The sequence below is a fragment of the Pseudomonas sp. S2_A10 genome, assembly GCF_054668465.1.
The window spans coordinates 5,511,686-5,536,483 of sequence record NZ_CP162773.1; the positions used below are offsets into that span (position 1 = coordinate 5,511,686).

General features: G+C 60.5%; 25 protein-coding genes. 10 read left to right on the forward strand and 15 right to left on the reverse strand.

Annotation, left to right across the window (positions count from 1 at the left end):
- Positions 1-19: 19 nt before the first annotated feature.
- The 4 genes from AB4N41_RS24655 to AB4N41_RS24670 all read right to left on the reverse strand — a co-directional run bounded on the left by AB4N41_RS24655 (position 20) and on the right by AB4N41_RS24670 (position 2,739).
- The gene (locus tag AB4N41_RS24655; protein WP_095182031.1) at positions 20-430 is read right to left on the reverse strand and encodes an SRPBCC family protein; all 411 of its coding nucleotides are present in this window, start codon (positions 428-430) and stop codon (positions 20-22) included.
- Between the two features lie 21 nt (positions 431-451).
- Positions 452-1,249 carry an SDR family NAD(P)-dependent oxidoreductase gene (locus AB4N41_RS24660; protein ID WP_095182032.1) on the reverse strand — a complete coding sequence of 266 codons (798 nt, stop codon included), beginning with the start codon at positions 1,247-1,249 and terminating at the stop codon, positions 452-454.
- Between the two features lie 351 nt (positions 1,250-1,600).
- Positions 1,601-2,269, reverse strand: a complete 669-nt coding sequence (locus tag AB4N41_RS24665; RefSeq protein WP_460138138.1) for an HAD-IA family hydrolase — start codon at positions 2,267-2,269, stop codon at positions 1,601-1,603.
- Positions 2,270-2,325: 56 nt separating this feature from the next.
- Positions 2,326-2,739: a response regulator gene (locus tag AB4N41_RS24670; RefSeq protein WP_056788985.1), complete on the reverse strand. Its 414-nt coding sequence runs from the start codon at positions 2,737-2,739 to the stop codon at positions 2,326-2,328.
- 198 nt (positions 2,740-2,937) lie between these two features.
- On the opposite strand from AB4N41_RS24670, the gene AB4N41_RS24675 reads away from it, so the two are divergent.
- Positions 2,938-3,879 carry a class I SAM-dependent methyltransferase gene (locus AB4N41_RS24675; RefSeq protein WP_460138140.1) on the forward strand — a complete coding sequence of 314 codons (942 nt, stop codon included), beginning with the start codon at positions 2,938-2,940 and terminating at the stop codon, positions 3,877-3,879.
- Positions 3,880-4,001: 122 nt separating this feature from the next.
- Here AB4N41_RS24675 and AB4N41_RS24680 read toward each other — a convergent pair whose 3' ends face one another.
- Positions 4,002-4,781 (reverse strand): helix-turn-helix transcriptional regulator, encoded by a 780-nt coding sequence (locus tag AB4N41_RS24680; protein WP_056788979.1) that lies wholly within the window; start codon positions 4,779-4,781, stop codon positions 4,002-4,004.
- Positions 4,782-4,892: 111 nt separating this feature from the next.
- Between AB4N41_RS24680 and AB4N41_RS24685 the strand changes: the two genes are divergently transcribed.
- Both AB4N41_RS24685 and AB4N41_RS24690 read left to right on the forward strand, forming a co-directional pair.
- The gene (locus AB4N41_RS24685; protein ID WP_431078065.1) at positions 4,893-5,996 is read left to right on the forward strand and encodes a polyamine ABC transporter substrate-binding protein; all 1,104 of its coding nucleotides are present in this window, start codon (positions 4,893-4,895) and stop codon (positions 5,994-5,996) included.
- A 73-nt stretch (positions 5,997-6,069) separates the two neighbouring features.
- Positions 6,070-7,194 (forward strand): DmpA family aminopeptidase, encoded by a 1,125-nt coding sequence (locus AB4N41_RS24690; RefSeq protein ID WP_353187563.1) that lies wholly within the window; start codon positions 6,070-6,072, stop codon positions 7,192-7,194.
- A gap of 216 nt (positions 7,195-7,410) precedes the next feature.
- Here AB4N41_RS24690 and AB4N41_RS24695 read toward each other — a convergent pair whose 3' ends face one another.
- Positions 7,411-8,043: a TetR/AcrR family transcriptional regulator gene (locus tag AB4N41_RS24695; protein WP_460138141.1), complete on the reverse strand. Its 633-nt coding sequence runs from the start codon at positions 8,041-8,043 to the stop codon at positions 7,411-7,413.
- A 158-nt stretch (positions 8,044-8,201) separates the two neighbouring features.
- Between AB4N41_RS24695 and AB4N41_RS24700 the strand changes: the two genes are divergently transcribed.
- Entirely contained in the window at positions 8,202-8,642 is a 441-nt protein-coding gene (locus AB4N41_RS24700) for a hotdog fold domain-containing protein (RefSeq protein ID WP_056788967.1), read from the forward strand.
- Positions 8,643-8,705: 63 nt separating this feature from the next.
- On the opposite strand, the gene AB4N41_RS24705 is transcribed toward AB4N41_RS24700, so the two are convergent.
- The 4 genes from AB4N41_RS24705 to AB4N41_RS24720 form a co-directional block, all read right to left on the reverse strand.
- Positions 8,706-9,392 carry a GNAT family N-acetyltransferase gene (locus AB4N41_RS24705; RefSeq protein WP_460138143.1) on the reverse strand — a complete coding sequence of 229 codons (687 nt, stop codon included), beginning with the start codon at positions 9,390-9,392 and terminating at the stop codon, positions 8,706-8,708.
- Positions 9,393-9,479: 87 nt separating this feature from the next.
- Positions 9,480-10,037, reverse strand: coding sequence for a YceI family protein (locus AB4N41_RS24710; RefSeq protein WP_305381059.1), 558 nt, complete (start codon positions 10,035-10,037; stop codon positions 9,480-9,482).
- Between the two features lie 62 nt (positions 10,038-10,099).
- Positions 10,100-11,125, reverse strand: a complete 1,026-nt coding sequence (locus AB4N41_RS24715) for an acyltransferase family protein (protein WP_460095109.1) — start codon at positions 11,123-11,125, stop codon at positions 10,100-10,102.
- Positions 11,126-11,213: 88 nt separating this feature from the next.
- Positions 11,214-12,572 (reverse strand): MATE family efflux transporter, encoded by a 1,359-nt coding sequence (locus AB4N41_RS24720; RefSeq protein WP_095182040.1) that lies wholly within the window; start codon positions 12,570-12,572, stop codon positions 11,214-11,216.
- Positions 12,573-12,770: 198 nt separating this feature from the next.
- Here AB4N41_RS24720 and AB4N41_RS24725 point away from each other — a divergent pair, with 198 nt between their 5' ends.
- Together AB4N41_RS24725 and AB4N41_RS24730 are read left to right on the forward strand one after the other, a co-directional pair.
- Complete coding sequence (locus AB4N41_RS24725) at positions 12,771-13,340, forward strand: chorismate mutase (RefSeq protein ID WP_236168587.1); 570 nt, start codon at positions 12,771-12,773, stop codon at positions 13,338-13,340.
- Between the two features lie 124 nt (positions 13,341-13,464).
- Positions 13,465-13,944 (forward strand): phage infection protein, encoded by a 480-nt coding sequence (locus tag AB4N41_RS24730; protein ID WP_431078071.1) that lies wholly within the window; start codon positions 13,465-13,467, stop codon positions 13,942-13,944.
- Positions 13,945-14,018: 74 nt separating this feature from the next.
- On the opposite strand, the gene AB4N41_RS24735 is transcribed toward AB4N41_RS24730, so the two are convergent.
- The gene (locus AB4N41_RS24735) at positions 14,019-14,354 is read right to left on the reverse strand and encodes a hypothetical protein (protein WP_095182042.1); all 336 of its coding nucleotides are present in this window, start codon (positions 14,352-14,354) and stop codon (positions 14,019-14,021) included.
- Positions 14,355-14,531: 177 nt separating this feature from the next.
- Between AB4N41_RS24735 and AB4N41_RS24740 the strand changes: the two genes are divergently transcribed.
- Positions 14,532-16,187 (forward strand): sensor domain-containing diguanylate cyclase, encoded by a 1,656-nt coding sequence (locus tag AB4N41_RS24740; protein WP_431078072.1) that lies wholly within the window; start codon positions 14,532-14,534, stop codon positions 16,185-16,187.
- A 516-nt stretch (positions 16,188-16,703) separates the two neighbouring features.
- Here AB4N41_RS24740 and AB4N41_RS24745 read toward each other — a convergent pair.
- A complete protein-coding gene (locus AB4N41_RS24745; RefSeq protein WP_252876551.1) occupies positions 16,704-17,081 on the reverse strand; it encodes a c-type cytochrome in 378 nt (125 codons plus the stop codon).
- A gap of 40 nt (positions 17,082-17,121) precedes the next feature.
- The gene (locus AB4N41_RS24750) at positions 17,122-18,453 is read right to left on the reverse strand and encodes an aminotransferase-like domain-containing protein (RefSeq protein ID WP_431078073.1); all 1,332 of its coding nucleotides are present in this window, start codon (positions 18,451-18,453) and stop codon (positions 17,122-17,124) included.
- A gap of 89 nt (positions 18,454-18,542) precedes the next feature.
- Between AB4N41_RS24750 and AB4N41_RS24755 the strand changes: the two genes are divergently transcribed.
- The gene (locus tag AB4N41_RS24755; RefSeq protein WP_460138146.1) at positions 18,543-19,436 is read left to right on the forward strand and encodes a DMT family transporter; all 894 of its coding nucleotides are present in this window, start codon (positions 18,543-18,545) and stop codon (positions 19,434-19,436) included.
- A gap of 3 nt (positions 19,437-19,439) precedes the next feature.
- Here AB4N41_RS24755 and AB4N41_RS24760 read toward each other — a convergent pair whose 3' ends face one another.
- Entirely contained in the window at positions 19,440-20,255 is an 816-nt protein-coding gene (locus tag AB4N41_RS24760) for an AraC family transcriptional regulator (RefSeq protein ID WP_423663296.1), read from the reverse strand.
- Positions 20,256-20,386: 131 nt separating this feature from the next.
- Between AB4N41_RS24760 and AB4N41_RS24765 the strand changes: the two genes are divergently transcribed.
- The gene (locus AB4N41_RS24765) at positions 20,387-20,905 is read left to right on the forward strand and encodes a carboxymuconolactone decarboxylase family protein (protein ID WP_252876554.1); all 519 of its coding nucleotides are present in this window, start codon (positions 20,387-20,389) and stop codon (positions 20,903-20,905) included.
- A 186-nt stretch (positions 20,906-21,091) separates the two neighbouring features.
- The gene (locus tag AB4N41_RS24770) at positions 21,092-23,323 is read left to right on the forward strand and encodes a response regulator (protein ID WP_460138147.1); all 2,232 of its coding nucleotides are present in this window, start codon (positions 21,092-21,094) and stop codon (positions 23,321-23,323) included.
- Here AB4N41_RS24770 and AB4N41_RS24775 read toward each other — a convergent pair.
- A complete protein-coding gene (locus AB4N41_RS24775; protein ID WP_041477048.1) occupies positions 23,291-24,736 on the reverse strand; it encodes a SulP family inorganic anion transporter in 1,446 nt (481 codons plus the stop codon). The two genes, AB4N41_RS24770 and AB4N41_RS24775, sit on opposite strands and share 33 nt — an antisense overlap.
- Positions 24,737-24,798 lie beyond the last annotated feature (62 nt).

Sequence of the window (24,798 nt, forward strand, 5' to 3'; positions counted from 1 at the left end):
TAGGCGCTGTGTGAATCAATCAGGTCGGGTAGTTCGCCCGCAAGGCCTCGAGCCCGCCCTGGTAGATGCCGTTGAACAGCGCCACCACCTCTTCATCGCTCACGCCGACCGCATTAAATCGCCCCGACCACGTCACCCGCGCCCCCTGCCCCTGGGCTTCAACCTTGATCGTCGCCAGGTAATCGCTGGCCGGAAACGGTGCCTGCTCAATCGAATAGCTGTAGGTTTTTGCGGCGTTATCGAATGTCTGCAGACGTTCGACCACTACACCCCCGTCAGCAGTTTTCAGCGTGCGCACTCGCCCGCCTTCGCTCAGTTCACTGTTGGTGATCAACGGCAGCCAGTCCGGCAGCGTGTTGAAGCCGCCGATCAATTGCCAGACCTGATCGGCCGAGGCCGGGATGTCGATGGTTGCGGATGCAGTTGGCATAAAACCTCTCTTTTGGAAAATTCAGATAGTCAGGCTGTCGACCACGCCGCCATCAACGCGCAAGGCTGCGCCCGTGGTGGCCGAGGACAGCGGTGAAGCAATGTACGTGACCAGATGCGCCACTTCCGAAACATCCGCCACGCGCTGGATGATCGAGGTCGGACGGGCCTTGCGCACAAAGGCGTCGGCTTCGTCGCGCAGCTCCCGCCCGGACTCGGCGGCCGCGTCTCTGAGCATGTCCTGCAGACCATCCGTGAAAGTCGGCCCCGGCAGGATTGCATTGACCGTGACACCGGTACCAGCCAGACGTTTGGCCAGGCCGTGGGACACCGCCAGGTTGGCGCTTTTGGTCACGCCGTAATTGAGCATGTCCGCCGGCGTCGCCACCCCGGATTCCGATGACAGGAAGATCACCCGGCCCCAGCCCTGCTCAACCATCGCCGGCACATAATGCCGCGCCAGGCGCACGCCGGAAATCACGTTGACCTCGTAGAAGCGCGTCCACTCACTGTCGGGAGTCTCGAAGAAATCGACGTCGTTGAAGATGCCGAGGTTGTTCACCAGAATGTCCGCGCGCGGTTCGGCGGCGAACAGCTTTTCCGCACCCTCGGCCGTGCCCAGATCAGCGGTCAGCCCGCGCAACTGCGCGCTGGGCACGGCTTGGCGTATGCTCGCCAGCGCCTGCTCGACCTTGGCCGTGTCACGACCGATCACCACCACCGTCGCCCCGGCTTCGGCCAGCGACTGGCTGATGCCCAGACCGATGCCGCCGGTACTGCCGCTGACGATGGCCAGTTTTCCACTCAGATCGATCTTCATGCGTTTACCTCATTAGCAAGGAGTTCCACCGCGCTCGACTTTGGCGACGATTTCACAAGCATGGATCAGCGTAGTTGCGATATTGCCGGCATGGTTGAGCTGCCGACCGGTGACGGGGATGTTGTTTGATCGACGATCCCCTGTGTCTGGCAGACCGTAGCCCCTCACCCTAGCCCTCTCCCGGGGGAGAGGGAACCGATCGAGTTGTGCTGAGTTTGCCCTCGACCTGAAAGACCATAGCGATTATGGATTCAGAGAAGACCTTTCACGTCGGCGTATTACCTGAATATCCCCCAATCAGTCCCCTCTCCTTCCGGGAGAGGGCTAGGGTGAGGGGCATTTCGGAACAGATCAGATTTCCGTCAGACGAAGCAGACCATCGGCGCCGACGCTGACGCTGATCGCATCGTAACTGGCCAACGTCGCATGCGCCGTTTCGATCGGATGCTGGTGCGTGGTGGTGATGATCATCAACGCGGCGCCCGCCGCTTCCGCAGCCTGAATACCAACCGTGGCGTCTTCAAAAATGAGGCAATCCGCTGGCTCGACACCGAGCTTTTTCGCCGCCAGCAGATAACCCGCAGGATCAGGCTTGCCAGCTTTTACATCTTCCGCCGTGATCATGACCGCCGGCTCGGGGATACCCGCCGCCGCCATCCGCCGCAACGCCAGATCGCGAGGCGCAGACGTCACCATTGCCCAGCGATCTTTCGGCAGAGCGTTGAGAAATGCCGCCGCCGCAGGAATCTCGACAATGCCTTCAACGTCATTGATTTCCGCTGCGGTGATGAACGCCGCTTGTTCCTCGACATCCACGCCCGGTAGATTCAGCCGGGTGATGGTGTCGATCGCCCGCGCGCCATGGATGGTCGGCAAAAACGTCTCGACATCAACACCGTGGCGCACCGCCCACGCTGACCAGATGCGCTCGGCGGCGGCGATGGAATTGAGGACGGTCCCGTCCATGTCGAACAGGAACGCGCCGAATGCGCGATCAAAAACCGATGCTTGTGCAGACAAAAGAACAAATCCTCTGACAGTTGGCCGGGCAGCCTGGCCCGGCAATGTAGCACTTGTCAGTGCAACTGCGGGGCCTTGGATTTGAACGCACTTTCCACACAGTCGAGCAATTGACCGATCGCCCACGGCTTCTTGATGAACGCCACCGAATGCTTGACCCCGGAGGTCTCGGGCGTCTCGTAGCCGGACATGACCATCACCGGTTTTTCCGGCCAGCGATCGCCGACCAGATTCGCCAGGTCGGCGCCGTTAAGCGTGCCGGGCATGGTGATGTCGGTCAGCAATAGCGCGACGTTCGCCGCGTGTTCTTCCAGATACAGTGAGGCGGCGTCGGCGCTGGTTTGCGGTTCGACCTTGAACCCTTCCTCCTGAAGAATTTCGCAAAGAAACTCCAGAATCAACGGATCGTCCTCAACAACCAGAATCAACCCGCCAGGAAGGTGCGCGCTCGACGTAGGTGTAGGGCACATGAACAGCACTCCCCCGAATTACATTTTTGATAAGCGGTTTTGAATCCGCTGCTTATCTGGTATGAGCAGCGCGCCCTGTAGAAATTCATTTTTGATACAGAGGATTTCGCCAAGGTGTTGTTTTTCGAAGCGCAGCGCCCATCGAATCCCCTCATTTGTGGTTAAAATGCCGGCCCTTTGCCTGGCCGATCCTGATCCATGAACCCTGAAGCCCTCGCTACCCTCCACGCTCATTTGCTGCCCGCACTGGCGGCGGCGCCCAGCGAAACCCGCCGTTTGTTTCACGGGCGCGGGCGCTGCTGGCCGGGGTTGGAGCAGTTGACCGTGGACTGGTTGCAGGGCGTGGTGCTGGTGTCGCTGTTCAAGGAACCGGCGCCTGAGCAACTGCAGGATCTGCGGGATTCGCTGCTGCAACTCGCCGCCTCGCCCCAATGGCAGCAATCCGGCGCGCACACTTTGCTGATCCAGCATCGTTATCTGCCGCAGAGCACGGCCGAATGGCTGATCGGCGAGGAAATCGAAGAAATGACCATTGTCGAGGGCGGCTTGCAGTACCGCGTCGACCTGGGGCGCAAGCAGAACACCGGACTGTTTCTCGACATGCGTTACGGCCGCAACTGGGTGCGCGAACAGGCAGCGGGCAAGCGGGTGTTGAACCTGTTCGCTTACACCTGCGGCTTTTCCGTAGCGGCAATCGAGGGTGGCGCCAGCCATGTGGTGAATCTCGACATGTCCCGTGCGGCCCTGAGCCGAGGGCGTGACAATCACCGCCTGAACGGCCACGACCTGAGCAAGGTCAGTTTTCTCGGCCACGACCTGTTCAAATCCTGGGGCAAAGTGATCAACAGCGGCCCGTACGATCTGGTGATCATCGACCCGCCGTCGTTTCAGAAAGGCAGCTTTTTGCTGACCAAGGACTATCAACGGGTGCTGCGCCGCTTGCCGGAACTGTTGACTGAGCAAGGCACAGTGCTGGCGTGCATGAACGATCCGTCGTTCGGTTCCGACTTTCTGATTGATGGCGTGACCCAGGAAGCGCCGAGCCTGCGCTTCGATCATCGGCTGGACAATCCGCCGGAGTTTCCCGATATCGATCCAGAGAGCGGCCTGAAAGCCCTGGTCTTCCAGCGCAGCCACTAACACAGCGTAAGTTCACCTGTGGGAGCGAGCCTGCTCGCGAAAGCGCAGTGTCAGATAACAATTTTGTTGACTGATACACCGCTTTCGCGAGCAGGCTCGCTCCCACACAAGTTCTGCGTTGATCAAAAAGCCGTCGGCCGCAGCACCAGTGCAAACAACTCACCATGCCCGGTGACGTTGAGCTTGTGATAGAGATTGCGTCGATGCACTTTCACGGTCTCCGGCGAAATCCCCATCTGCTGGGCCATCGCCTTGCTGGAAAAGCCCTGCAGGATCAGACGCGCCGTGTCGATCTCGCGCGCGGTCAGCCGGGCATCGAAACGGTCCAGCAGCGTCGCCAGATCGCCTACCACCGCGTCAGCCACCGGCCCTTGCGGCGGCAGCAACTGCATGTGGCGATGCATCGCCGCCAATACCCAGTCACGAATGCACAACAGTCGGCCCTGCTCGGCCATGCCAAACGCGGTCGAGCGGCCCAGGGACAAGCCGAGTACCGCGCCTTCGACGTTGATCAGAAACTGCAATTCATCCTCGCCCACCACGGCACGAAAGTAGCTCTGGTAATACTCGCTGTGCAGAAACTGATCCGGCGCAACGGACGCCAGGCTGTGCAGGCCGTCGCTGATCCCGCTGACGGCGGCTTGATAGAACGGATCGAGCAGGTACATGCCGGCGGTATAACCGGCCAGCTCCTGCTGGTCGTCCACGCCCCCCTTGCTGTCGAAGTCGATCAGCAAACGCGGCGGCTGGCCGGGCTGCATCAGGGCGACGAGGGCATTGTCCAGCGGCACCAGCAGGCGCAGGGTGTCGACCAGCGCGCGCCAGAAACCGTCCTGCCCGAGGTGGGAAAATACCCGCGCCAGACTCTGATGCACCGGCAATTCCTGCAACAACGCGTCCACGCACTACCCCTTTCGAGTAACCCATGATGGGAATGGGGCTGGTGTGACCGGCCCGTTAGCCTGACCACTCCAGTTCCTCACCGGCCTGCGACAGGCCAGGAGTGCCGCATCATGCGTCGTCACCGTGGATCTATCAACCCGGGCCTGCTGGCCTGTTTTTGTCTCTCCTCGTTCGCCATGGCGGCAGACGTACCGAGCGTGCATGTCTACAACTGGTACGACTACATCGGGCCGAACACGCTGCACGATTTCCAGCGCGACAGCGGCATCCGGCCGGTGTACGACACCTTCGACAGCGCCGAAGTGCTCGAAGGCAAACTGATGACCAGCCGCAGCGGCTACGACGTTGTCGTGGCGAGCAACTTCAGCCTGCCGACCCTGATCAAGGCCGGAGCCCTCGCTCCATTGCCTCGCGATCAACTGCCAGGCTGGCAAAACCTCGACCCAGAGCTGTTGAAGAAACTCGCGGTCAACGATCCGGGCAATCAGTACGCCGTGCCTTACCTGTGGGGTACCAACGGCATCGGCTACAACGTCGAAAAAGTCCGCGCCGCGTTGGGTGACAAAGCGCCGGTGGATTCCTGGGAGTTGCTGTTCGACGAAGCCAATCTTGCCAAACTGAGCGAGTGCGGCGTGGCGATGCTCGATTCGCCGTCGGAGATGCTGCCGGTCGCCCTGCATTACCTGGGTTTGCCGCCCAATAGCACCGATCCCGAGGACTACAAAAAAGCCGAAGCACTGCTGCTCAGGCTGCGCCCGCACATCGCCTACTTCAACTCTTCGAAGTTCATCAGCGATCTGTCCAACGGCAATATCTGCGTGGCGGTTGGCTGGTCCGGGGCGATGCTCGAAGCCAAGACCAACGCCGAGCAGGCCAATAACGGCGTAAAGATCGCCTACAGCCTGCCAAAGGAAGGCGCGCCGGTGTGGTTCGACACTCTGGTACTGCTCAAGGACGCGCCCAATCGCGCCCAGGGCTTGGCGTTTATCGATTACCTGCTGCGACCGGAGGTGATCGCGCCGGTCAGTGATCACTTGTCGTACCCGAATGGCAATCGGGCCGCGACAAAGCTGGTGGCAGCAGCAACTCGCGACAACCCGGCGGTCTACCCGTCCCCCGCCGCCATGGCCACCCTCTACACCCTCGAACCCTTGCCCAAAGCCGCCGAACGCGTGCGTACACGGGTGTGGAGCAAGGTCAAGAACGGCCAGTAACCCGCGCAAGAAATCTGCCTGCCTCATCCGAGCGGTAAGCCGCCCGACCTTTTGAATCAAGAGACTGAATCCTATGAATCCGCGTGCCCGTGATCTCGATATCCTGATTGGCCAGATGCAACCCGGCCCGCTCAACGCCATTACCGATGTGCCGGGGGTGCGCGTCGGTCACAGCAATGTACGTGGTCGCAGCAGCAGCGGCCGTGACATCTGCACCGGCGTCACGCTGATCGAGCCGCGCCCCGGCTCGACCTGCCAGCAACCGTGCTTTGCCGGCGTGCATGTACTCAATGGCAACGGTGATGCGACCGGCCTGGAATGGATTCGCGAGGCCGGTCTGCTGACCAGTCCGATTGCCTTTACCAACACCCACAGCCTGGGTGTGGTGCGGGATGCGCTGATTGTGCTGGACCGTGAACAACAGCCGGATGACGGGCGGCTTTACTGGAATATGCCGGTGGTGCTGGAGACCTTCGATGGACTGCTCAATGACATCAACGGCTTTCACGTCAAGCCCGAGCATGTCGCCGAGGCACTGAACGGCGCCGTGGACGGCCCGGTGCGCGAAGGTGCGGTGGGTGGTGGCAGCGGCATGATCTGCCACGAATTCAAGGGTGGCATCGGCACCGCATCGCGCCGTTTGAGTGCTGCCCAAGGTGGCTGGACCGTTGGCGCGATCGTGCAGGCCAACCACGGCATTCGCAGTGAACTACGCGTCGATGGTTACCCGGTCGGGCGCTATATGGAACAGAAGGACTCACCGTTTCTGCGGGCAGCGTTGCCGCACCCGGGCATGGGCTCGATCGTCGTTTGCCTGGCGACTGATGCGCCGCTGCTGCCCCATCAATGCACGCGCCTGGCACAGCGTGCCAGCCTGGGCCTGGCGCGTACCGGCGGCGGTAACGAAGACCACAGCGGCGACATCTTCATTGCCTTCGCCACCGGCAATGATCACGTCCCGCCTGCCGCTTACGAGGCTAAACGCGCAGCCACCTGCGACGGCTTGCGCATGGTCAACAACGACCACATCAGCGAGCTGTTTCTGGCCGCGACCGAAGCCGTTGAAGAAGCGATCATCAATGCCCTGCTCGCCAGCGACAGCAGCGAGGGCAACGGTCATTCGGTGCCGGGCCTGGATGCGCAGACGCTTCTGGCGGCGCTGAAAAAATCCGGTTGGCCGGGATCGCGCCCGGCATGAACCGGCATTGTGCAGGGACGACTGGCGGTACTTGAGTCGTCCATTGCACGCTCCCAGGATGAAGCTACGCGGTGCCTGGATTGATCCGGCGCTGCGTAGGCGTGGGTGTACTGACTCCCAATCAAGCCCAAGTTCTGCTTCACACGCCTCTTGAGCCTCACGGGCTCTACTTCCTCCCCATCAAAGAGCTTGGAGGCTCTTTTTTTGTCTGCGTTTTCAGTTCTCGGCGAGACCTTCGGCGCGAATCGACCGCCATGCCGCCTGCGCAAGCACTTCGCGATAAGCCATCGGACTGCCCTTAACTCGCCCTGCCAGCCAGGCCCGGCAGTAACTGTCCGCCTGGCCGATGATCAGCGATGGCAGCAACTCCGCAGGCAAATCCTTAAGCTCAGCGGCGCGACCCGATTCGGCCAACCACTGGCCCAAGCGCAGGTTGCGCGTCTTGTTGCGCTCGGCCAGCTCTTCCTTGAACGGGCCTTTGGTCACTGCGAATCGTGCGTGGTACTGAAAACGCGCCCACTGCGGCTGCTGCTCGACCCAGTCGACATAGCTGAAGACCAGCGCCTGCACGCCTTCTTCAGTGGTATTGGCCGCGTCCAGATACGCATCACGCAAACGCGCCTGATCCTCCAGCGCGGTGAAAAACAGCGCCGCGACCAGCCCTTCCTTGTTGCCGAAATGGTGATAGATCGCGCCGACGCTGGTGTCGCACTCGGCACGGATCATTTCGATGGTGGTCGCCTCGATTCCCTGTTCGTTGAACAGGTTCAAGGCCTTGCGAAAGATATCGCGTTTGAGTTCGGCGCGGCGGCCGGGGTAGCTGCGCTCCAGTAGATCGGCGGTGTCCATGCTGCTCGGGTCCAAAAACGGAGGTTGAAAAAAGCATCAAGTGCCCGTGAACAAATCGCGCCTAGGTTGACAGATTTGCCGCGAACAGAATACCGTTCCGTTACAGAACATTATTCTGTAACGGAACATAATTCTGCAAACCACCCAGTGAGGCTTCCATGAGTCAATCTCTCAGCATGTTCAACAGCGTCGGCGCGGATGCATTCAGCAAAATGGCCTGTCAGTTCGCCCCGTACTTCAGCACCATCAATCCGCTGATCAGCGAATTGCGCCCGAACGCCGCCACCGTACAAGTGCCGTTTCGCAAGGAAATTACCAATCACCTTGGCACGGTGCATGCGATCGCCCTGTGCAACGCGGCGGAACTGGCCGGCGGAATGATGACCGACGTCTCGATCCCGCCCGGCGCGCGCTGGATTCCAAAGGGCATGACCGTGGAATACCTGGCCAAGGCGAAAACCGACGTCACCGCCGTGGCCAGCGCCGAAGGTGTGGATTGGCAAAGCGATGGCGACAAGGTGGTCAACGTCGACATTCACGATGCCGAGGGCAAAAAAGTCTTCACCGCGCGCATCACCATGAACGTCAAGATCGGTTGAGATTGCAGGCACAAAAAAGCCCTTGCTGCGCAATGCGCAGCAAGGGCTTTTTTATTGGCCGGGTCAGTGCAGAGTCAGGCGCTGACGGACAAATTCTTCTACGTGGTGGCTGGTCTGATCCAGATGGCGATCGCGTTGTTTCTCCGCATCGAGCATCGCGCGCTTGCCGTTTTTCTGCAGCAAGTAAGTATGAATCTGCTGCACTTCCAGCGAGCGGTAGATCGGCGTGGTGTCGATGAACCCGCGCAAGCCGTTGCTGCGGTAATGCCGCGTGCTCATCAGCACCTGCGTTTCGCGCTGGCCGATCACTTCAAAACCCAGCGCCTCGAAATACGGCACCTTGCCAATGCTGCAGGCCAGTTCCGCATGCGGATAGCGCCCGACCATGTCCGCGAGCATCGTCCGCGCCACACCTTGGCGCCGATGACCTTCACGCACCGCCATGTACGCGACGCTGCACGCCTCCCAATCGCCCTGCACTGGCAGACAGATGAGAAATCCGATGACTTGCTCTGGATCCTCATCGTCAGTGGCCACCAGCAATTCCACCTCGGTGCCCTTCTGGCCGTTCAACGCCTCGAGGTACAGATGCACCTCATAACCCACCGCGTACTGATAAACGTTGTACAGCAGATTGCTCGGGCCGAGGCCGACAGCACTGATGTCGGTCAGGTAATCGACGACCATTTGCAGGATCTGGCTGTTGACGCTTTCCGGGCATGGGGAGGTGTAGTGGGTGATGCGTGGCATGGGCAAACTCCGGCGATAAAAAACGTTGCCGATGATCAGAGCCGTCGACGAACCGCGACATCATACCGCGCCGAATCTATCGAACCGTCACTGTTGTGGCGCCACCACCCTGAATTTGATGTAGATGTCCTTCGACACCACGCTGTCCGCCCACTCCCCTGCGCCGAGGCCGAACTCCTCACGGTTGAGCACCAGCTCGCCGTCGAAAATGCCAATGGCGTTGTCCGGTTTCAGCTCCACCGGCACCTCGACATCGCGAGTGATGCCCTTGAGCGTGAGCTGACCGGCGACCTGGTAACGATGCTCGGCCACCTGGGTGAAACGACGGGACTCGAATACCGCGAGCGGGAATTTTTCAGTATCGAACCAGGCGGGTTTCACCAGCTCGGTATTGGCGTCTTCGCTGCCGGCGTCAATGCTGCTCAGGTCGATATGCAAGGTGGTGCGGGCGTTGGCAAGGTTTTCGGTATCTAAATCCAGAGCCGCCTCGAACTTGCCGAAGGTGCCGTACATTCGCGAGCCCATCTGGTTGTAGGTGAAACTGATCTGGCTGGCGCTGGTGTTGACCCGGTTATATTCAGCGGCCTGCGCACAGGCCATGACAAAGGATGTAAACGCGGCAACCAGCAGCAATCGCGACGTCATGGAATTCTCCGGGCGGCGTGTGTCGTCGAGGGCCTTGGTTGACTTAAGCAAACAGCCGAGCGTTATGCCAGTTCACGCTCTCCCACAAGGGATACAATTTTCTCGGCGCTACCCGGTTGAACCGGCCTTTCCTTCGCCCTGCCGCGCAGGTGGTGACGCAACTTCAGCGCCGGTCGCTCGACGCAGTAATACGTCAGGCCACTGCAGAAAAATGACAACGCCAGCACCGCTCCGACAACGTAGGCGTCATACGCGACGGGCCAAAAACCCCGCAGTAGATACATCACCACAAAGTGGTTAAGAAACACGCCATAACTGATATTGCCCAGGAACTCGTCCATCCGGTGGAATTTCAGTTTGGTCAACAGGTAGACCAAGGGAATGCCCACGGCGATACCCAGAGTGACTTCGGCATTGAACGGACGACGCTCAATCCATCCGACCATGATCGCTACAAACAGCAGTCCCGCCGCAACGGCTGTGCCGGTGACAACGACCATTGCTCTGATATTGCGTTGGTATAGATAACAGCCGCACAGGAAGATGAACAACACACCCGGCAACAGACGATATCCATAGACATCGGTATTGATGAAGCCCAGGCAGGCCAGCAGAAAAACCCCGACCGAGACAGCAAAGGCGACACCCTGCGCCTTGCAAATCAGCAGAAATGGAATCAGCAGGTAGAAACTCATTTCCAGCCCCAGCGACCAGCCCGGTGGCAGGATCTCGGTCCCGCCGACGCCGAACATGTAATAGCCAAGCGGTAGCATGAGCAAACTGGTGGACAGGGTCTTCCATGTCAGCTCAGCCGCTTGGGGCGTACCGGGCAACAGAAAATGAATAACCAGACACGAGGCGACGAAGTAGACCAGAAATTGCGGATACAACCTCAGAGCCCTGTCGATATAGAACAGACCGATCTTCCTCGGCTCACGGTAGTTTCGCTCGATGAGCGAAGCCATGACGAATCCACTGATGATCAGGAACGAGATGACGGCGATCACACCAGGATTCAGTCCGGCGAACTTTTTGCCCATATGAGATACAGCGACCAACACCGCCAACAGCAGTCGAAAAGCTCCCACTTGAACCCTCGTCATTCCCTTATTGTTGTGGGCGCATACGCTACGATGCTTTCGTCTCGGGGGACAGACAAATGTTTGTCCACCGTGCCTAAATCAACCGCTCGATCTTCTGGTGTTTCCAGACCAGTTTGTAATAGAGCGTCTGCAGTATCAGCATCCCCAGATAGGCAACCGGAAAAGCCATCCACACACCCTGCAAACCGAACTGCCCATCGAGCCAGTACGCCGCCGGCAACTGCACGCCGACCACGCAGACAATCGAAATGACCACCGGCACCAGGACGGTGCCGCTGGCGCGCATGATCCCGCCGATGATGGCCTGGAAGCCGAACACCAACAGGCTCCAGAGCATGATGTGCAGCAGATGCTCGGCCATCGCCCGGGTCGAGTCCTCGGTCAGGAACAGGCCCAGCAACCAGTGCGATAGCAGATAACCCAGCACAATCAGGCCACCGGTCAGGCACACATTGATCAACAGCCCGGTGCGCAGGATCGGCCCCATGCGTTGCAAATGCCCGGCGCCGATTGCCTGGGCACCGAGAATCGATGCGGTGATCGCAATCGACAGCGCCGGAAACTGCACATAGTTGACGATCTGCGTTACTGCGCCATACGCCGCCGTCGCTTGCGAGCCGTGCTGGTTGACCAGTGCCAGGATCACCAGCTCCGATAACGACAGCACGATCATCTGTACGCCGGTGGGCAGGCCGATGCGCAGGACCTTGCCGAGAATGACCCGATCCAGTCGCAATGCGGCAAAGAACTCTCGATCCGGCGCCAGCGGATGGCCCTTGCGGATCAGCCGCCAGGCCAGCCACGCCATTGCTGAGAGATTCCCCGCCAGCCCGGCATACGCCGCGCTCTGAATGCCCAACGGTGGCAAGCCCAGCCAGCCGCGAATCAATGCCGGCGTCAGCGCCAGCCCCACGGTGGTGGAGACGATCAGCGCGAGTAATGGCGACAGCGTATCGCTGACACCACGCAGCAATTGGGTGAACAGCACGAATACCAGTAGCGATGGCAGAATCCACAACATGACGTGGGCATAGTCCACCGCGTCGTCGAGCACATCCGCCGGCGTGCCCAACCCCGTCAGTGCCTGTCGCGCAAACACCGTGCCCAGCACCGCCGCGACCAAACCGATCAACACACCCAGTAGCAACGTCGCTCCGGCAATCGCCTTGACCATGTGCGTTTCGCGCGCGCCCCACGCCTGACCGATCAACACGCCCGCGCCAGCTCCAAGGCCGATGACCAGGGCGATGAAAAAGAACACGACGGGAAACATGCCGGATACCGCCGCCAGCGCCTGGGTGCCGAGCATCTGGCCGATGTAGATGCTGTTGACCGTCCCGGACATCGATTGCAGGAAGTTCGACAGCACCATCGGCGCGAGAAACAGCAGATAGGTTTGCCAGAGCGGCTTGGCGAAGGTGGCGCTTTGCATTGAATGGAGGTCCATCTCGACGGCGGCAGGCCTGATTGACGATAGCTTCGGTGAGTTGCGTGCAGCGTGCAATCAACATTTCCCATCGGCGTTGATTGCCTGTTTTGCATTTGTGTAAATGCCAGGCATCGCTTTGTGTCAGTGTGCGGCTGTGGTAAATCAGCGATTCTGTCGACACGTACTATTGAGGCTCGGTTCATGCGTAACGTTGCAAATTTTCTGCTTGGCTCCCTCCTCGCTCTGTCGGCCGCCTACGCTCAAGCGGCCGCACCCGCAGCGGCGCCTGCTTCATTGAAACCGCTACTGGCCACTTTGAATGAACGCCTGAGCATCGGCGATCTGGTTGCGTTGACCAAGTGGGACAGCGGCAAGCCGATCCAGGACAGCCCGAGAGAGGCGCAGGTCATCGCCAATGCCCGAACTCTGGCCGCCGAACATCAACTCGACGCAGACGATGTCGCGCAACTGATCGCCGCACAGATGGAAGCGAACAAACTGGTGCAATACGGCCTGCTCGCGCAATGGCAAGCGGCAGGTGCTGCACCGGACACACCGCGTCCGGATCTGGGCAAACAGATCCGCCCGCGCCTGGATGAACTGCAAAAGCGCTTGTTGCAGCAGTACGCCGCCTTCGCGCCCTATCGCCAGGATCCGAATTGCCCGGCATGGCTGGCCAATGTCCGCAACGGTCTGGCCGCCGATTCGCTGCATGACATGGCGCTGATTCGTGCCAGCGGCGAGTTGTGCATTCGGGCAAAAGCCCTCTGAATCGCCGCTCATGGCAAACATCATCGGCGTCGATGTTCACCATCACGTCAATGAAGTTCTCATAAAAACTGCGCGGCGTAACATCGGCTCCAGACAAACAAACAACTTCCTGGAGCACACGATCATGAAACGCCAAACCCTTCTCGGCATCGCTTTCTCGGTTTTCGCAGTTAACGCTTTTGCAGCAACACCTGCTCACACCCTGGTCGCTGAAGGCGGCTCGGACAAGTTGATCGAAAGCCGCGTCGCTGAGGGTGGCTCTGATCGTCTGATCGAACGCCGCGTCGCTGAGGGTGGTTCGGATCGTCTGATCGAACGCCGTGTTGCCGAGGGTGGCTCCGATCGCTTGATCGATCGCCGCGTTGCTGAAGGTGGCTCTGATCGTCTGCTCGAACGCCGTGTTGCCGAAGGTGGTTCTGATCGTCTGCTCGAACGCCGTGTTGCTGAAGGCGGTTCGGATCGTCTGATCGAGCGCCGCGTTGCTGAAGGTGGCTCTGATCGTCTGATCGAGCGCCGCGTTGCCGAAGGTGGTTCGGATCGTCTGCTCGAACGCCGTGTTGCCGAAGGTGGTTCTGATCGTCTGATCGAACGCCGTGTCGCCTGAATCATCTGCATGACCGCAACACCCATGAAAAAGCCCGGCCTGATCAGCCGGGCTTTTTTGCATTCAGCCGTCGCTTATTGCGCGGTTTTCAGCTTGACCACGTCACCGGAGATGGTGGTGGTGTAGCCGGTCAGAACCCAGGCCCAGAACCAGTTTTCCTGAACCTGCGTGTTGATCATTGCATCGCCGCCCTTGGCTTGGATGGCCGCGTTTTGCGCGCGCACAAATCGGCTGTTCTGGCGGATCGGGATGATGCCAAACAGCAGCAGGCCGGTGGCCGATGCTTCGCTGTGGCCAACCACGGTGTATTGGTTGCTGTCGTAATGGGCGGTTTTCATCGGGGCGCCGGTGCAACCTGCCAGAACCACACCGAACAGTGTGGCGGCGACTACTTTGCTGAGGTATTTCACGGTAAAACTCCATGGGAAAACGCCCGGGATCCGTCTCTCGGGCGGCGCGCATTCTAACCAAAATGATGGCTCATTGGCATCAATCTTCTTTGTATTTACATGAACCCGTTCGCTGGCCGCCCATCGGCGATGTCGCATACCATGGCGCCACTTCAATAAAGACAGACACCCGCCTCCATGTTCAAAGCCAGTCTGCGTAGCCATCTCACCCTGTGGTTCGGCGGTTTGTCCCTGCTGACGTTATTGAGCGTCGGCTTTTATGTCGGTCATATCGCCACCGAACAAATGAAGCAGGCCAGCGGCAACGCCTTGCTGAACACCGCGCGTGCAGCGGCGACGCTGTTGGGCGAACAACTGCGCGAACGGCAACTGGAGGTCTACCTGCTCAGTCGCGCACCGCATCTGGAGCGCGGAGATCTGGACAACCCAGCCATCCTCAAGTCGATGCAGTTGCGCACCCAGGCGCGCGCCGAATATGCGTGGATGGGCGTCACCGACGCCGAGGGCAAAGTCCGCCAGGCCGTCAATGATCTGCTGGTCGGTCAATCGGTGCAGAAACGCCCGTGGTTCCAGATCGGCTTGCGCCGGCAATACACCGGCGATCCCCACGAAGCGGTGTTGCTGGCCAAGTTGTTGCCGGGCCTGGCCAATGGCGAGCCGTTGCGCTTCATCGATTTTGCCGCGCCAATCCACAATGCCGAAGGACAGGTGATTGGCGTGCTGGGCGCACATGCACACTGGAGTTGGGTAACGCGCATCGTCGAATCGGCGGCGTTTTCCCACAAAAACTCGGCGCCGGATGTCCAGGCGCTGATCGTCGACCACGACGGCAAGGTGCTCTACCCCGAAGCCCTGATGGGCCAACAGCTGGCGACCAACGATCCGGTATTGTCGGGCTGGACGGCGGCCAACGGTTACCTGACCAGCATGGTCACTGTGCCGACGCCATCGGGCACGGCGCTGTCGTGGTCGATCGCCATTCGCCAGCCACTGGAGACTGCGCTGCAACCGGCGCGGACGCTGCAATACGAATTGCTGATACTCGGCGTTTTCGCCGCCATCGTTTTCGGTCTGGTGGCTTATTACCTGGCGCTGTACCTGAGCCGCCCGATCGAACAACTCGCGCACTCGGCCAAACAGGTGCAGAACAACCAGTCCGGCGCGCAGTTCCAGCTGCAGCATCCGGTACTGGAAATCGCCCAGCTCGGCCAGTCCATCGACGCAATGACGCAGTCGCTACTAGGCAAGGAGCGCGAACTGCAAGAAGCCAACGCCTCGCTGGAAGCCACCGTGGCGCAACGCACCGCCGCACTCACCGAGGCCAACGCCGAGCTGCTGAGCTTGGCCACTCACGACGGCCTGACCGGCGTTTACAACCGCCGCCGTTTTGACGAAAAAATCACTGAGTATTCGCTGCTGTCCCGACGCACCGGACGCCCGTTCGCCCTGCTGCTGATCGATGCCGACCACTTCAAACGCATCAATGACAGCCACGGCCACGCGGTCGGTGATGAGGTCCTGCAACAACTGGCGACCTTGATCCAGAACAGCGTACGCAGTACCGATTTCGTCGCCCGCTACGGCGGCGAAGAGTTCGCCGTACTGCTGCCGGAAGTCGCGCAACCCGACACCCCGGAAGTCGTCGCCGAAAAGATTCGCACGGCAGTCGCCGAAGCGCAGTTTCCGGGCGTCGGCAACGTCACGGTGAGTATTGGCCTTGGCCTGGCAGATCCGGCAGACAACAACCACACGGCCCTGATCAAACGCGCCGATCAGCAGCTGTATCAGGCGAAAGCTGCGGGGCGCAATCAGGTGGCGTTCCATGCTCACTGACACCGCGTATATCAACCTGAGACAGGTCGGCCCGCCGGCCTCGCTGGCCAGCCAGCTCCTCCAGGGATGGGGGAAAACCGCAAATATGGGTCGGCAGGAGAACCGCTTTCGCGAGCAGGCTCGCTCCCACAGAAAAGCAAAGCAGCGCAGCTGCCCGCGGCGAAGCCGCCCCACTCAACAATGAGCGTTAGCTCGAGTGCTTTTGATCTTGCTTTTGATCCACCGGCGACGTCGGAAGGCTGAGCGGAGGGATTGATCCGGGGGTGGGAGCGCAGCGACCGTCTGGCGCAGCCAGACACAGCGAGTGTAGGTGCAGCGAAGCAAACCGGAGCCGCTGCGCCCGGATCGATCCCGCAGCGAAGGGACCCGAGCCTGCGAGGGCCGAACGCAGGAGCAAGCCTTTTGGGTTACCTTTTTGGCGTTTGAAAAAGGTGACCCGCCGTAAGGGCGGAACCCTAAGCAGCCGTTACCGCAGCAATGGATATGTACTCAATCAGCCAGGAAACCATCGCCCGACTAGGGCTCAGCACTGAACTTCTGCAGATAAGCCAACAAATTATTCAACTTCTCCTCATCACTCAGCCCCCAGAAAATCATCCGCGTCCCCGGCACCACCCCTTTCGGATCCTTCAGATAAGCCTTCAACGTCGCCCGATCCCAAGTAATCCCCGAGTTCTTCATCGCAGCGGAATAAACATAATTGGCCGAAGTCCCCGCAGCCCGGCCAACGATGCCGTTCAACTGCGGACCAAACCCCGAACGAGCCGACTCGCCAACCTGATGGCAACCGCCGCACAGACGCGGAAAGATTTTCGCCCCGGCTTCAGGATCGCCCTCAGCCTGAGCGCTGGTGCTGAAGATCAAGGCGAGAAGCAGTGCTGTGGTGAATTTCATTAAACAGTCCAAACCTGGCTTTTCATGGCGTGAACGCAGTTTACAGATAAGCGCCGACAATCGTTCTGACAGTGATCAACGCCTGACGCAACACGTGCATGTCCACCGACCCGAGAGCCAGACGAATCGCATGGGGCGTATTGGCCGACAGCGAAAACGGCTCGGCGGTGGTGACCGAAATCTGCTGCTGCATCAACTCGACCACGATCTGATCGGCACGCACATCTTCGGGCAACGGCAACCACAGAAAATACGAGGCCGGATGAGCAATGTAGCGCAGCCCCTTCAGCACCTCGGCGGCCAAGGCCTGTCGTGCCATCGCATCACTACGCTTCTGCTCCTCAAGCACGGTGACGGTGCCGTCGTCGAGCCAGCCGCACGCAATGGCGGTCATCACCCCGGGCGTGTTCCACGTTGTCGCGCGAATGATTCGTTCCAGTGCGGGCACTTGAGGCAGCGGCGCCGCGATGAAGCCGACCCGCAATCCGGTGGCGATGTTTTTCGACAGGCCCGATACGTAAAACGTCCGTTCCGGTGCCAGATCGATCAAGGTTCGCGGCGGATTTTCCACCAGAAACGCGTAGGCCGCATCTTCGATAAGTGTCAGATCATAGCGCCGGGCAATCGCCACCAATTGCTCGCGCTGTTCCAGTGGCATGACCCAGCCCAGCGGATTGTGCAGCGTCGGCATGCTGTACACGGCGCGCACCGCACGCTGGCGGCAGAGCCTGTCCAGTGCCGGCAAATCCGGGCCGTGCTCTGTCATCGGGATCGCCAGCACTTCCAGATGCAACGCGTCGGCCAGCACCTTGAACCCGGAATACGTCAGCGCATCGGCGGCGATCACATCACCGGGTTTGAGCAGGGCCATCAGCGTCACCGCCAAACCTTGCTGAGCGCCATTGACGATCAGCACTTGGTCGGCTTCAACGGTCACGCCGCGTGTCGACAAATGTCGCGCCACCGAGGCGCGTTCGTGGGCACGTCCGGCGTGGGGTTGATAACGCAGCAACGCTTCGAGATCGCCGGACAACGCCAGTTGCCGCAACGCCGTGCGCAACAGCTCAGCCTGACCGGGCAACGACGGATAGTTGAAATTCAGGTCGATCATGCCGACCGCTACGTCTTTCTGATCGATGCCCTGCCCCGGCGCCAGCGACGTTTCCCGCACAAAAGTGCCGCGCCCGGCTTCGCCACTGACCAGGCCCATCGCCTCAAGTTCGGCATAAACCCGTGAAGCGGTAACCAGCGCCAGTCCTTCCTGCGCCGCCAGTTGCCGATGCGTAGGCAATCGCGTGCCCGGCGGCAGTCGTCCGCCACGAATATCCGCCGCATAACGGTCAACCAAGGTCTTGTAACGGGATCGGGGCATGCCGGCTGTATCCATGACAATTTTTTGATTGTGCTGATTCTCAGCCCTAGGATCGCCGCAATACAACCCACTATTTGAGCGCAACCGACATGCACACAACATCGACTGCGGCCCACCCGGCGCTGGAAAAAACCAGTGGCTGGATCAACGGTTTTATCGGCGTGCTGATTTTCAGCGGTTCGCTGCCGGCCACACGTTTGGCGGTGCTGGAATTCGATCCGGTGTTTCTGACCGTGGTGCGAGCAGCGATTGCCGGCGCACTGGCGGTCGGACTTCTGCTGTTGTTCAAGCAACCGCGACCGTCGCGCCATCAGTGGCTGTCGCTGGTGATTGTGGCGCTGGGCGTGGTGTTGGGTTTTCCGCTGCTGACCGCGTTGGCATTGCAGCACGTAACGTCAGCGCATTCGATCGTGTTTGTAGGATTGCTGCCGCTGGCCACGGCAATGTTTGGTGTCTTGCGTGGCGGTGAGCGGCCACGGCCGGTGTTCTGGATCTTTTCGGTGCTGGGCAGCGCATTGGTGGTGGGCTTCGCCCTGTCCCAGGGACTGAGCGCCTCGCCGACTGGGGATCTACTGATGCTCGCGGCGATTCTCGCCTGCGGCCTCGGTTACGCCGAAGGCGCGAAACTGTCACGCAGCCTCGGCGGCTGGCAGGTGATCTGCTGGGCGCTGGTAATGTCGTTCCCGCTGATGGCAGTGCTGAGCCTGTGGCTGGCGCCCGCCTCGTTCGGCAACATCAGCTTGCCTGCGTGGATGTGCCTGGGCTACGTGTCGCTGTTCAGCATGCTGATCGGCTTTGTGTTCTGGTATCGCGGCCTGGCCCAGGGCGGGATTGCGGCGGTCGGGCAGTTGCAGTTGCTGCAGCCGTTTTTTGGTCTGGCACTGGCGGCGACGTTGCTGCACGAGCAGGTCAGCGTCGGCATGCTCGGCGTAACGCTTGGGGTGATTCTCTGCGTGGCCGGGGCGAAGAAATTTGCCAAGTAATGTTCAGTGTTCGGCTTTCCATCGCCGAGGACTCAGCCCGGTCTTGCGCCGAAACGCCCGGGCCAGCGCCGACGGACTTTCGTAACCGACCTCTTCGGCAATCAACGCAATCGGCCGGCCTTCGCGCAGGCGTTTCTGCGCAAGACTGACGCGCCAGCTCAGCAGATAATCGGCCGGCGTCTGCCCGACCACGCGGCGAAACTGCTCGGCGAAACCGGCGCGGGACTGGTTCGCCGCCGCCGCGAGATCGGCCACACTCCAAGGCTTGTGCGGCTGCTCATGGATCAGGTTCAAAGCGCGAGACAAGCGCGGGTCAGCCAGCCCGGCCATCATGCCCGGTTGCTGATCTCGACTGCCGATGAGATGGCGCAGCAACAGAATCACCAGCAATTCGAACAGGCGATCCATCACCGCCACGCGCCCGCAATGCCCTTCAAAGGCTTCATTGAACAGCCAGTCAAGGGTGCTGCGCAGTACCGGGATGTCGGTGAGTTTCAATACCAGATAGTCCGGTAACGCGGCGGCCAGGGCATTGCCCGAGCCACCGTCGAAGGTCAGCGAGGCACAGACAATCTGACTGGCCATGGCTTCGTCGGCAAACATTCGATGGGTAAACGGCCGGGGAAAGAAAATCAGTGACGGTTCGTCCAGACGGATCTCCCGCTCGTTGCCCGGTTTGAGCAGCAACGCCCCGGCTTGCAGAACATGCACGTGCCCGACCGGCTCGCCTTCGTGAACGCTCACGCCGCAAAACGCGCCGCTATGGAAGGTGCCGGCGTTCACGCCGAAATGACTGAGTAATGTGGAAAGGCGATCCATGGCTGACTCCCGAAGGCATATCTGGACGATCTGCCGCATATCCTCGACGATTTGCCGCCAAAGCGCCATTGGCAGCCCCTAAGATCTCTCCATCGCCGCTGCACTTCGCTGCGGAATTTCGGAGAATCACCATGAGCCGCATCCCCGCTATCAGCCTCGACACCGCCACCGATGCCACCCGTCCTGCACTGGAAGGCGTGAAGAAAAAAATCGGCTTCCTGCCCAACGTCTTCACTACCCTCGCCCAAGCGCCAGTTGCATTCGACACTTACCTGCAAGCTTCGGCGATCCTCGGCAAGACCTCGCTCAGCGCCCAGGAAAAAGAAGCCGTCTACCTCGCCACTTCGCAAGTAAACGGCTGCGACTACTGCCTGTCCGCACACACAATGTTCGCCGGCAAGGCCGGGCTCTCGCCACAGGACATCGTCGCGGCCCGTCAAGGCGAACTGAATGCCTACGCCGCCCTCGCCCGCCAACTGACCGAAACCCGTGGCCACTTGAGCGATGAACAGTTGGCCGCTGCTCGCGCTGCCGGTATCGATGACCGCAAGATTATCGAAGTGATTGCCCTGGTGGCCGTGCAGACATTGACCAACTACCTGAACAACACGGCGTTGACCGACATTGATTTCCCGACCGTCGAGGCCTGAGCAGTCGCTCACGAACTGAAGAAAAATCCGCTGGCGAAAAGATGCTCTTTTCGCCAGCGCTGTTTTTTGCTGCCATGATGTAGGTCAGAATAATTCGCAGCGCAAACAGTGTCTGGTGCGCTGAAACCAAACACCCTGCGCGCAGGTCTTTGTTCTCAGACAAATGCCCGGAAAGATACGAACCCCATGACAGACTGGTTGCAAGACAACGGCGAGATGGCCGGGCAGATCCGCCGTCACGACTGGGCGAATTCGCCCCTCGGCCCGTTGGAAAACTGGCCCGATGTACTCAAGACCACTGTCTCGCTCAGTCTCGCGTCGCATTTCCCTCAGGCGATCGTCTGGGGCCCGCAATTGATCACTCTCTATAACGACGCCTTCGTGCCGATTCTCGGCGACAAGCCGCATGCGCTGGGACGTCCTTTCAGCGACATCTGGAAAGAAGCCTGGCATGAGATCAGCCCGATAGCCGAGGCGGCCTATGCCGGCCAAGCCACCTACATCGAAAACTTTGCCCTGAAGATCGAACGCGGCAACGGTCCGGAGCAGGCGTTCTTCACTTTCTGCTACAGCCCGATTCGTGACTCGCTGGGCAATGTCGTCGGCATGCTCGACACGGTCACCGAGACCACCCAGACCGTTTATCTCAACCAACGCCTGGCCGTCCTCGATGCCATCGGCGAAGCGGTGACCAATGCCACCGATGCGCAAGCAATCCTGGCGGCGAGCACCCGGCTGATGGTCGAGCAGTTGCAATTGTCCAACTGCGCGTACGCCGACATGGATGCCGACGAGGACGGCTTCACCATTCGCGGCGACTATGCGGCACCGGGTTCGCCAAGCATCGTCGGCCACTACCGCCTGCGCGATTTCGGTGAGAAGGCAGTGCGTCTGCTGCGCGCCGGGGAACCGCTGGTCATCCATGACAACCGCAGCGAGCTACCACCGGAAGAGTCGGCGACCTTTCAGGCCATCGGTATTACCGCGACCATTTGTGTACCACTGATCAAGCAGGGCCGTCTGACCGCATTGATGGCCGTCCACGACAAAGTGCCGCGGGTCTGGTCGCAATTTGAGCAGGCATTGATGAGCGAAGTGACCGAACGGTGCTGGGCGCACATCGAGCGGGTGCGCGCCGATGCCAATGTGCGCGAAGGCCTGCTGGCGCTGGCGGAGCTCAACGCCACGCTGGAGCAACGGGTCGAAGAGCGCAGCTTGCGCCTGGCCCAGGCCGAGTCGGCGTTGCGCCAGTCGCAGAAGCTCGAAGCCATCGGCCAATTGACCGGCGGCGTCGCCCACGACTTCAACAATCTGCTGACGATCATTCGTTCGTCGGTGGACTTTCTGCGCCAGCCCAACCTGCCGGAAGAACGCCGTCAGCGCTACATGCGCGCGGTGTCCGACACCGTCGAGCGCGCCTCCAAGCTGACCAGCCAGTTGCTCGCCTTCGCCCGCCGCCAGCCGCTCAATCCGCAGGTAGTCGACGCCGGCGAACGTTTGGCAAACATCGGCGAGATGCTCGAATCGGTCACCGGCGCGCAGATTCACGTGTGCGTCGAACGCCCGGATCACCCCTGCTACATCCGTGTCGACCTCAGTCAGTTCGAAACCGCGTTGATCAACATTGCGCTTAACGCCCGCGACGCCATGAATGGTCAAGGTGAGCTGAAATTGCGCCTGGAGTGCCACAAAGCGCTGCCGCCGATTCGCGGTCACGCCGGGTCCAGCAGCCATTTCGTGTCGATTGCCCTGGCCGACACCGGTGCCGGCATCGACGCACACACCCTTGAACACATCTTCGAACCGTTCTTTACCACCAAGGCGGTCGGCAAAGGCACGGGGCTGGGGCTGTCGCAGGTGTTCGGCTTCGCCAAGCAATCGGGCGGCAACGTCGATGTTTCCAGCGTCCTTGGCCAAGGCACCGAGTTCACCTTGTATTTGCCGCAAGTGCCGGCGGACGAGGCTGAACAGGACAACACTGAGGACGATGGCGAGGTGCAGCCGGCCTGCGAAAAACGCCGGGTACTGGTGGTCGAGGACAATCTCGATGTTGGTCGTTTTGCCAACCAGATCCTCCAGGATCTGGGCTATGAAACCGCATGGGCAACCAACGCTGAAGAAGCCCTGCAGTTGGCGGGCGGCGATGCCAGCGCGTTCGATGCGGTGTTTTCCGACGTGGTCATGCCGGGCATCACCGGCGTCGCGTTGGCCAGGGAGCTGCGCCAGCGCCGCCCCGATCTACCGGTGATTCTGACCTCCGGCTACAGCGAAGAACTGGCCCGCAGCGGTTACGAAGGTTTCGAGTTTCTCGCCAAGCCCTACTCCGCCGAACAGGTCTCACGGATTCTCGGCAAGACCTGGCTCAAGGACGCAAAACCAGCGGCGTCAGTCGTGATCGACGCCGGCGCGCTTGAGTAATTTCTTGCAGCGTTCCGACAGATGAAACACCTGTAAGTGCTTGCCAGCCTTGGCGTAGCGTTCACGCAAGGTTTTCAACGCGGCAATCGCCGAGTAATCGACAAAGCTCAGGTGTCGGCAGTCGAGAGTGACTTTCGCCGGATCGTTGGCCGGATCGAACTGATTGAGAAACGGCGTGGTCGAGGCAAAGAACAGCGTGCCGTGCAGGCGATAGAGCTTGCTGCCGTCGGCCTCCAGGTGTTCATCGGCGTACAGTTCGCGCGCCTGCTGCCAGGCGAAGTTGAGCGCGGCGATGATGATCCCGCACAGCACGGCCGTGGCCAGATCGGTGAACACGGTGATGGTGGTCACGGCGATGATCACCAGCACATCGTGCAGCGGCACCTTGTTGATCACCCGCAACGACGCCCAGGCGAACGTCTGCTGCGATACCACAAACATCACCCCCACCAGTGCGGCCAGCGGAATACGCTCGATCAGCGGCGACAGAAACAGAATGAACAACAGAATCAGCACACCGGCAACAACACCGGACAAGCGCCCGCGCCCGCCGGAGCTGAGGTTGATCACGGTCTGGCCGATCATCGCGCAACCGCCCATGCCGCCGAACGCACCGGACACCATGTTGGCCGCGCCGAGCGCCACGCACTCACGATCCGGATAGCCACGGGTCTCGGTGATTTCGTCGGTCAGGTTCAGTGTCAGCAAGGTTTCCAGCAGGCCGACCATCGCCATCAGGATCGCGTACGGAGCGATGATGCGCAGCGTTTCCAGGCTCCACGGAATGTCCGGCATGGCGAAAGTCGGCAGACCGCCGGCAATGTGCGCCATGTCGCCGAGGGTGCGGGTCGGCAGGCCGAAGAGGTAAACCAGCAGGCCGACACCAAGGATCGCCACCAGCGCCGGCGGTACCGCTTTGGTCAGGCGCGGCAGGATGTAAACGATGGCCATGGTCAGTAGCACCAGCCCGGTCATCAGATACAGCGGCGTACCGCTGAGCCAGTGCTCGCCGCTTTTGAAGTGCTCCAGTTGCGCCAGGGCAATGATGATCGCCAGGCCGTTGACGAAACCGAGCATCACCGGATGCGGCACCATGCGCACCAGTTTGCCCAAGCGCAACAGCCCGAACGCCATCATGATCAGACCGCCGAGCAGCACCGTTGCCAGCAGATATTGCACGCCGTGTTGCACCACCAGCGCGACGATCACCACCGCCATCGAGCCCGCCGCGCCGGAAACCATGCCCGGCCGGCCGCCAAACAGCGCCGTCAGCGTACAAATGATGAAAGCGCCATACAGGCCCATCAGCGGATTGAGATGCGCGACCAGGGCGAAAGCAATGCATTCGGGCAACAGGGCGAACGAGGTGGTGAGTCCGGCGAGGACATCGGCGCGCAGACGAATCGGTTTCATGGCTTACCTGACTGAGCGGCCGCTGGGCACGGCTGCTGTTTTCGCGAAAAAAGAGGGAGGCG

Coding starts and splice junctions, on each gene's coding strand:
- AB4N41_RS24710 (WP_305381059.1), bottom strand. CDS start 10,037: ATGACGTCGCGATTGCTGCTGGTTGCCGCGTTTACATCCTTTGTCATG.
- AB4N41_RS24720 (WP_095182040.1), bottom strand. CDS start 12,572: ATGCAAAGCGCCACCTTCGCCAAGCCGCTCTGGCAAACCTATCTGCTG.
- AB4N41_RS24690 (WP_353187563.1), top strand. CDS start 6,070: ATGAATCCGCGTGCCCGTGATCTCGATATCCTGATTGGCCAGATGCAA.
- AB4N41_RS24670 (WP_056788985.1), bottom strand. CDS start 2,739: ATGTGCCCTACACCTACGTCGAGCGCGCACCTTCCTGGCGGGTTGATT.
- AB4N41_RS24755 (WP_460138146.1), top strand. CDS start 18,543: ATGCACACAACATCGACTGCGGCCCACCCGGCGCTGGAAAAAACCAGT.
- AB4N41_RS24765 (WP_252876554.1), top strand. CDS start 20,387: ATGAGCCGCATCCCCGCTATCAGCCTCGACACCGCCACCGATGCCACC.
- AB4N41_RS24700 (WP_056788967.1), top strand. CDS start 8,202: ATGAGTCAATCTCTCAGCATGTTCAACAGCGTCGGCGCGGATGCATTC.
- AB4N41_RS24745 (WP_252876551.1), bottom strand. CDS start 17,081: ATGAAATTCACCACAGCACTGCTTCTCGCCTTGATCTTCAGCACCAGC.
- AB4N41_RS24730 (WP_431078071.1), top strand. CDS start 13,465: ATGAAACGCCAAACCCTTCTCGGCATCGCTTTCTCGGTTTTCGCAGTT.
- AB4N41_RS24695 (WP_460138141.1), bottom strand. CDS start 8,043: ATGGACACCGCCGATCTACTGGAGCGCAGCTACCCCGGCCGCCGCGCC.
- AB4N41_RS24775 (WP_041477048.1), bottom strand. CDS start 24,736: ATGAAACCGATTCGTCTGCGCGCCGATGTCCTCGCCGGACTCACCACC.
- AB4N41_RS24705 (WP_460138143.1), bottom strand. CDS start 9,392: ATGCCACGCATCACCCACTACACCTCCCCATGCCCGGAAAGCGTCAAC.
- AB4N41_RS24770 (WP_460138147.1), top strand. CDS start 21,092: ATGACAGACTGGTTGCAAGACAACGGCGAGATGGCCGGGCAGATCCGC.
- AB4N41_RS24685 (WP_431078065.1), top strand. CDS start 4,893: ATGCGTCGTCACCGTGGATCTATCAACCCGGGCCTGCTGGCCTGTTTT.
- AB4N41_RS24675 (WP_460138140.1), top strand. CDS start 2,938: ATGAACCCTGAAGCCCTCGCTACCCTCCACGCTCATTTGCTGCCCGCA.
- AB4N41_RS24740 (WP_431078072.1), top strand. CDS start 14,532: ATGTTCAAAGCCAGTCTGCGTAGCCATCTCACCCTGTGGTTCGGCGGT.
- AB4N41_RS24725 (WP_236168587.1), top strand. CDS start 12,771: ATGCGTAACGTTGCAAATTTTCTGCTTGGCTCCCTCCTCGCTCTGTCG.
- AB4N41_RS24660 (WP_095182032.1), bottom strand. CDS start 1,249: ATGAAGATCGATCTGAGTGGAAAACTGGCCATCGTCAGCGGCAGTACC.
- AB4N41_RS24750 (WP_431078073.1), bottom strand. CDS start 18,453: ATGCCCCGATCCCGTTACAAGACCTTGGTTGACCGTTATGCGGCGGAT.
- AB4N41_RS24760 (WP_423663296.1), bottom strand. CDS start 20,255: ATGGATCGCCTTTCCACATTACTCAGTCATTTCGGCGTGAACGCCGGC.
- AB4N41_RS24655 (WP_095182031.1), bottom strand. CDS start 430: ATGCCAACTGCATCCGCAACCATCGACATCCCGGCCTCGGCCGATCAG.